The following is a 6,897-nucleotide window of genomic DNA, read 5'->3' as shown; positions in this document are numbered from 1 at the left end:
ATTTATATATCTTTTTTAAATACTTCGTATAAAAACCAATTCCATTCACTCTGTAGTCCTGATCATTTTAATTTCTAACTTCTTCAACATGAAAAGATTCATACAATACATTTTGGTTCTGGTGGTTGCGCTGGGCCAGGTAGCCTGTGAAGGCGACAAAGGACCTGCAGGTCCGGCAGGGCCAGCTGGTCCACAAGGGCCTCCAGGTGCACAAGGGCCTCCCGGAGTGACGCAGCAAGCCAAGGTATTGGACTTCCAATGGACATTTACGGAAGAGGATGACTATACTTTCGCCCTCGGATTTGCAGAAAATGAGATAACGGTAGCCGCATCCGATGTGATTATGATGTACATATTTGCAGGAACTATTGATAATCCGGATGATCCGGATAATCCTACCGTTTTCTGGAGCCCATTGCCACAAACCTTTAATGCAGAAGGCGGTGGAACGGCAACCTATAACTATGCCTATTCCGGCGTGTTTGCATTTTTGTTTATTCAGACCCAACTGAAGCTGGCTGAACACCCGGAATTAACGGATGATCAGGTTTTCAGAATGGTCATTATTCCGGGAGAGTTGTTGAACGGCAGAAAATCCGGCCCGGCAGTAGATCTCCAGGACTATGCAAAAGTGAAGGCATACTTTCATATAGATGAGAGCCAGGTTCGCAAAATCCAGGTAAAATAACAGCGGTGTGTGAGCCGTCCTGACAGATGGCCCACTCACTCCTCCTGGCTTTTTATGGGGACAAATGGTGCTGGTGTATCTGTTCCTATTGCCTCCCAGGGTATAGTGAGCAGGATCAGGCGGCTGTTTGGAAAGGTACCAGGTATGGGAACAAACAATTTACACCTACATTATTCATTGCAAAATAGCACAGCTACGTCCTCATGAATAATCATTTTAAAAGTAGAATGGCCAGGTTTCCGCTGCTGCTACTGCTGGTCATCACGCACCCGATCTGCATTCACCCTGCCCAGGCCACCGGTATCGCCCATGCCCAAAGCCTCCAGGATGCTATTCCTGTCCGGGGTACTGTAAAATTGCGTACCGCAGGCGGTGCTGAAGAGGTCTCGCCCGGGGTCACGATTCTGGAAAGAGGCACATCCAACGGAACCTACACCGATCAGAATGGCAATTTCCAGCTACAGGTACAGCCAAACGCCACGCTGGTGATCTCGATGATCGGCTACACAACACAGGATGTGAGCGTAGGCAGCAGAACAAGCCTAGAGGTGACGCTGGAAGAAAACGTAAGCACCTTGAGCGAAGTGGTGGTAACCGGGTATCAGACCATTGACCGGAAAATGTTTACCGGCTCCGCTGCCCTGCTCAAAGGCGACGAGGCCCGGCGGGAAGGTATAACCGATGTCAGCCGGATGCTGGAAGGGCGAGTGGCGGGAGTGAACGTGCAGAACGTTTCGGGGACCTTCGGTGCCGCCCCCAAAATACGCGTGCGCGGGGCCACTTCCATTACCGGTGACAACAAGCCGCTGTGGGTAGTAGACGGCATTATCCTGGAAGACGTAATCAATGTATCGAACGAGCAGCTTTCCACCGGCGATCCTGCGACCCTGATAGGCTCTTCTGTTGCCGGCCTGAACCCCGAAGACATTGAGAGTTTCCAGATCCTCAAAGATGCCTCTGCCACTGCCCTGTACGGCGCCCGGGCCATGAATGGCGTGGTGGTGATCACGACCAAAAAAGGACGAGTCGGAAAGCCCCTGGTTTCTTATACCGGCAACTTTTCAACCTACCTGAAGCCAACCTATGGTTCGTTTGACATCATGAACTCGGCAGACCAGATGTCGGTATACCTGGAGCTGGAGCGCAAAGGCTGGCTCAATCATTCCGATGCCTCGCGCAGGCAGAATGGCGGGGTCTATACCAAGATGTATGACCTCATCAACTCCTATGACGCCGCAAGCGGCACCTTTGGCTTACAAAACACACCCGAAGCAAGAGGCGCTTTTCTGGAGCGCTACGCCCGGGCCAATACCGACTGGTTTGACGAGCTCTTCCAGAACTCCTTTATGCAGGAGCATTCGGTCAGCATCTCTTCCGGTTCAGAAAAAACACAGCTCTACTTCTCTACCAGCTTTCTGAAGGACGAAGGCTGGACCGTGGCAGATGAAGTACAACGCTTTACCGGAAATGCGCGGGCAAACTTCAACTTTTCCGACAAAATATCCCTCGGCCTCATCACGCAGGGTTCCATTCGCGAGCAGCAGGCGCCTGGCACGATCGGCCGGATCAGCAACCCGGTGACAGGCGAGTTCAACCGGGACTTTGACATCAACCCGTTCAGTTATGCCCTCAACACCAGCCGTACCCTGACCGCCTTTGATGAGAACGGTAACCGGGAGTTTTTCAGGAGAAACTTCGCTCCTTTCAACATCCTGACCGAGCTGGATAACAACACCCTGGAGCTCTCGGTGCTGGACGTGAAACTGCAGGCAGATTTTACGTACAAAATCCTCAGCAACCTGAAATATGATTTCTCCGGGGCTTTGCGCCATGCCAATACCAGCCGGGAACACAAGGTGCGCGAAAACTCCAACATGGCCATGGCCTACCGGGCAGCTGATGATGCTACCGTACAGGCAAACAACCGGTTCCTGTACCGCGACCCGGACAATCCGGAGGCACAGCCGGTGGTCGTGCTCCCCTATGGCGGCTTTTACAATACCAACGACGACAACCTGACCAGCTATTACCTGCGCAACACCCTGGACTGGGACAAGACGATCAACGACATCCATACCCTGCGCCTGTTTGCTTCACAGGAGCTCCGGTATGCTGACCGGCAGAACAAGTTTTTCAACGGCTATGGCTACCAGTACGACAAAGGCGGGGTACCCTACATCGATCCCAACATCATCAAGCAGGGTGTGGAAGGCAACTTCAACTACTATGGCATGAACCTGCGCTATGATCGTTTTCTGGCTTACATGGCCAATGGCGCCTATTCCTACAAGGGCAAGTATAACCTGAACGGCACCGTGCGCTACGACGGCTCCAACTTACTCGGGGAGTCCCGCACAGCGCGCTGGCTGCCCACCTGGAACGTCAGCGGCTCCTGGAACATAGACACCGAGCCCTTTATGCAGCAGCAGGACCTGGTGAACCGGCTCACGCTGCGGGCCACCTATGGCCTCACCGCCAGTATGGGCAATGCCACCAACTCCAGCCTGGTTCTGCAAAGCGGCAGCACCCGCAGACCCTACCTGACAGAGGTAGAATCCATGATCTTTATCCAGAACCTGGAGAACTCGGAACTCACCTGGGAGAAGCAGTATGAGACCAACGTAGGTCTGGACGCCGGGCTGTTCAACGAGCGGGTGCAACTGACGGTAGACGGGTATGTACGGAAGGCCTTCGACCTGATCGGCCTTATCCGAACCTCAGGTATAGGCGGCGAGAGCGTCAAAATTGCCAACTACGCCGACATGAAATCACACGGAGTGGAACTGACACTGGGCAGTAGCCTGATCGACAACCAGAACCTAAACCTGCGGACACAGCTGACATTCGGCTACAACGAAGGTGAGATCACCAACTTGCAAAACAACCCGGACATCTGGTCGCTGGTTACTCCGGAAGGTGGGCCGAAAGAAGGATTTCCTTACCGGGGCCTGTTTTCCATCAGGTTCGAGGGGCTTGACCCGGAAAACGGTACCCCGATTTTTACGAATGAAAGCGGTGAGAGAAGTGGCAACGTATACCTGCAAAGCGACGAGACGCAGTACCTGAAGTACGAAGGCCCCGTGGACCCGATCGTGAACGGTGGCTGGTTCAACTCCCTGCGCTACAAAAACTTTACGCTCTCCGGCCTGGTAACTTATAGCGGAGGCCATAAGATCAGGCTCAACCCGGCCTTCAAAACCAGCTATACCGACCTCGATGCCATGCCCAACGACTTTCTGAGGCGATGGCTGCTGACCGGGGACGAGTCAACCACCGATATTCCTTCTATCCTGGATCGTGTGGAAGCAGCAGAATTGGGAGGTACCTATCCTTATAACAATTATAACTACTCTACTGCCCGCGTGGTAGATGGTGATTTTGTGCGGCTAAAGCAAGTGTCGCTCTCTTATAACTTGCCGGCAACCCGGGTCAGTTCTTTCGGCCTGAATGCCCTTTCGGTAAGTCTGGTAGCGAACAACTTGTGGCTGATTTATGCCGATGACAGACTCAACGGGCAGGATCCGGAATTCTTTGGCTCGGGGGGTGTCGCCCTGCCGGTTCCCCGCCAGTTCACCTTATCGCTGAAAGCAGGTTTTTGATAGCATGAAAAAGATACGACCCTACCTATACCTCGTCCTACTGGTGGCAGCCACCGGTTGCGATGACTACCTGGAGCAGGCCGTGGACCAGCGAACACAGCTGGACACGGTACAGAAAGTAAGTGAGCTGCTCACCACGGCGTACCCGCAGGCAGATTATGCCACTTTCACAGAAACAATGTCGGACCTGGCCCTGGACAAAGGCGCCGGACAGGTGGTAGTGGATGAGATCAACCAGAATTCTTACTTCTACCAGGATGTACAGGGCCGGGACCAGGGCTCCCCCGAATATTACTGGTATGCCTGCTACGCCGCCATTGCCGCTGCCAACCATGCGCTGGAAGCAATAGAGAATGCTCCCAATCCAGCGGAATACAGCGCCCAAAAGGGGGAAGCACTCGTTGCCAGGGCCTACTCCCATTTTATGCTGGTCACGTTGTTTGCCAAGGTATACGATCCGGCTACAGCGGCTTCCGATCCGGGTATACCTTATGTGACCGAACCTGAAAAGGTCGTGTTACAGCAGTATGAGCGCAAAACGGTAGCCTACGTGTATGAGCAGATCGAGCGCGATATCACCGAGGGTTTGCCCCTGATCAACAACAATGCGTACCGTGTGACTAAATACCACTTCAATACGGCTGCAGCACATGCTTTTGCGACCAGGTTCTATCTCTTCAAACGGGACTATGCCAAGGTGATAGAGCATGCGAACCAAGTTTTCCCGGGGGGCAACATAGGTCCTAACCTGAGGCTTTGGGTGAGTGTATACAGCAAACTGACGGCAAATGAAGGCCTGGCTGTCTATACCCAGGCGACCGAACCGGCCAACCTGCTGCTCGTCGAGACGGCCTCGCTGTGGGCGCGCAACTATGGCCGCTACCGCTATGGCCTGGCCACCCCTGTTGTCAACTACCTGTTCAGGAGTCAGAACGTGACCGGAGCCACATGGGTATACCCACTCTACACACAAGGCTCAGACAACTGGCTTGTCCTCAAATTCCGGGAGCATTTTGTCCGCACTGACGTTAATGCAGACATTGGTTTCCCTTACACCATTTTCCCGCTGTTCACGGCAGAAGAAGTGCTCTTCAACCGGGCCGAAGCAAACCTGGAGCTAAACAACCTTGAAGCTGCCCGGGCGGATCTGAACCTCTTTGCCAGCACGCGCATTGAAAACTACGATGCCGCTACCCACGACATTACGGACGCCAAAGTCAGGGCTTTCTATGGTACCCGCGATGTAAAATCAGGCCTGATGGCCACCCTGCTCGATTTCAAAGCAGCCGAATTTGTGCAGGAAGGAATGCGCTGGTTTGATATTCTGCGACATGGCCTTACGGTGCAGCATCCGACAGCTGACGGCCAGGTCTTCGTGTCCGCACCGGGCGACCTGCACCGGGTCTTGCAAATACCGGAGGAAGCAGAGCTGGCAGGCATCGCCCGAAACCCCCGTTAACATGAAAAACATGCACATGAAATACAACCTGCTATTTTTACTCGTCTTTGTTGCAAGCCTCTTTTCGGCCTGCGACAAAGAGGATGACCCGGACGCCCCGCTCCCTGGCCTGGGCGGCGAAACATGGGTCAAAGGCCCATTGGACGACTGGCTCAATCAGAATTATGTAGTGCCTTACAACATCGAAGTAAAGTACCGTTTCGACCGCTACGAAGTGGCGCTGAACAGGGTATTGGTCCCGCCCAGAGAAGACAAAGTCATACCGGTCATGGAGACCATCCGCAAAACCTGGATCGAGCCGTATGAGCAGGAAGCCGGACCCGATTTTATCAAGAAGCTTTCCCCGAAACAGTTCGTGTTGATCGGCAGCGCCGAGTATAACACCAACGGTACCATCACGCTGGGAACTGCAGAAGGAGGCCGTAAAGTGGTGCTTTACGTGGTGAATGATTTTGACCCGAAGCTGGAGTCTGAAGTAAAACAGATGCTGCATACCATCCACCACGAATTTGCCCATATCCTGCAGCAGACGGTGATGTACCCGGAAGAGTTCAAGCGCATCACGACCGACTATACCGCCAGCTGGAACGATTTCTCGCTGGCCGATGCCAGGTCAAGGGGCTACATCACCGAATATGCCAGAAGCAGCCCGGACGAGGATTTTGTAGAGATGGTATCCATTATGCTGACGGAAGGAAAAACAGGCTATGATGCCATCGTAAACAGTGCCCCGGCATCCGCACAGCCTTTGCTAAGACAAAAAGAACAGTACGTGGTTCGCTATTTTAAAGAAGCCTGGAACTTAGACCTGTATAGCCTGCAGGCAAGATCCGAAGCCGCGATCGACGCCTTATAGTGAGGCGCAGGCACCCGTACCCAGATAAGATCAGTATGAGAAAGATAGTACTACTAGGCCTTGTGATAGTATCCATGCTATCGGCCTGCGACAAAGAGGACAATGATCCGGCGCCCGGAGAGAGGCCGGACGAGCGCCTGAATAAAATACTGACGGAGTATAAAACCCAGCTGGTCGGTGCAGAAAATGGCTGGAAGGCTACGCTTTTCCCGGCTGGTGCCGCCGCCTATACCTTTCTGTTCAGGTTTTCTGAAAATGACCGGGTCACGACGGTAAGCGATATCAACCCCGATGC

At 53.4% G+C, this 6,897-nt stretch carries 5 protein-coding genes; all 5 read left to right on the top strand.

Going from position 1 to position 6,897, the window contains the following annotated elements:
* Positions 1-88: 88 nt before the first annotated feature.
* A complete protein-coding gene (locus tag OB13_RS08980) occupies positions 89-688 on the top strand; it encodes a hypothetical protein (protein ID WP_461489825.1) in 600 nt (199 codons plus the stop codon).
* Positions 689-915: 227 nt separating this feature from the next.
* A complete protein-coding gene (locus OB13_RS08975) occupies positions 916-4,287 on the top strand; it encodes a SusC/RagA family TonB-linked outer membrane protein (RefSeq protein WP_461489824.1) in 3,372 nt (1,123 codons plus the stop codon).
* Positions 4,288-4,291: 4 nt separating this feature from the next.
* Positions 4,292-5,746: a RagB/SusD family nutrient uptake outer membrane protein gene (locus tag OB13_RS08970; RefSeq protein WP_461489823.1), complete on the top strand. Its 1,455-nt coding sequence runs from the start codon at positions 4,292-4,294 to the stop codon at positions 5,744-5,746.
* Position 5,747: 1 nt separating this feature from the next.
* On the top strand, positions 5,748-6,602 hold the full coding sequence (locus tag OB13_RS08965) for a zinc-binding metallopeptidase (RefSeq protein ID WP_461489822.1): 855 nt from the start codon (positions 5,748-5,750) through the stop codon (positions 6,600-6,602).
* 35 nt (positions 6,603-6,637) lie between these two features.
* A partial coding sequence (locus tag OB13_RS08960) for a DUF4302 domain-containing protein (protein WP_461489821.1) occupies positions 6,638-6,897 on the top strand: 260 nt, incomplete at its 3' end.

Source organism: Pontibacter sp. HJ8 (assembly GCF_054824225.1).
The sequence above is the reverse complement of the archived record's forward strand: the minus strand, read 5'-3'. Positions and strand labels throughout refer to the sequence as shown.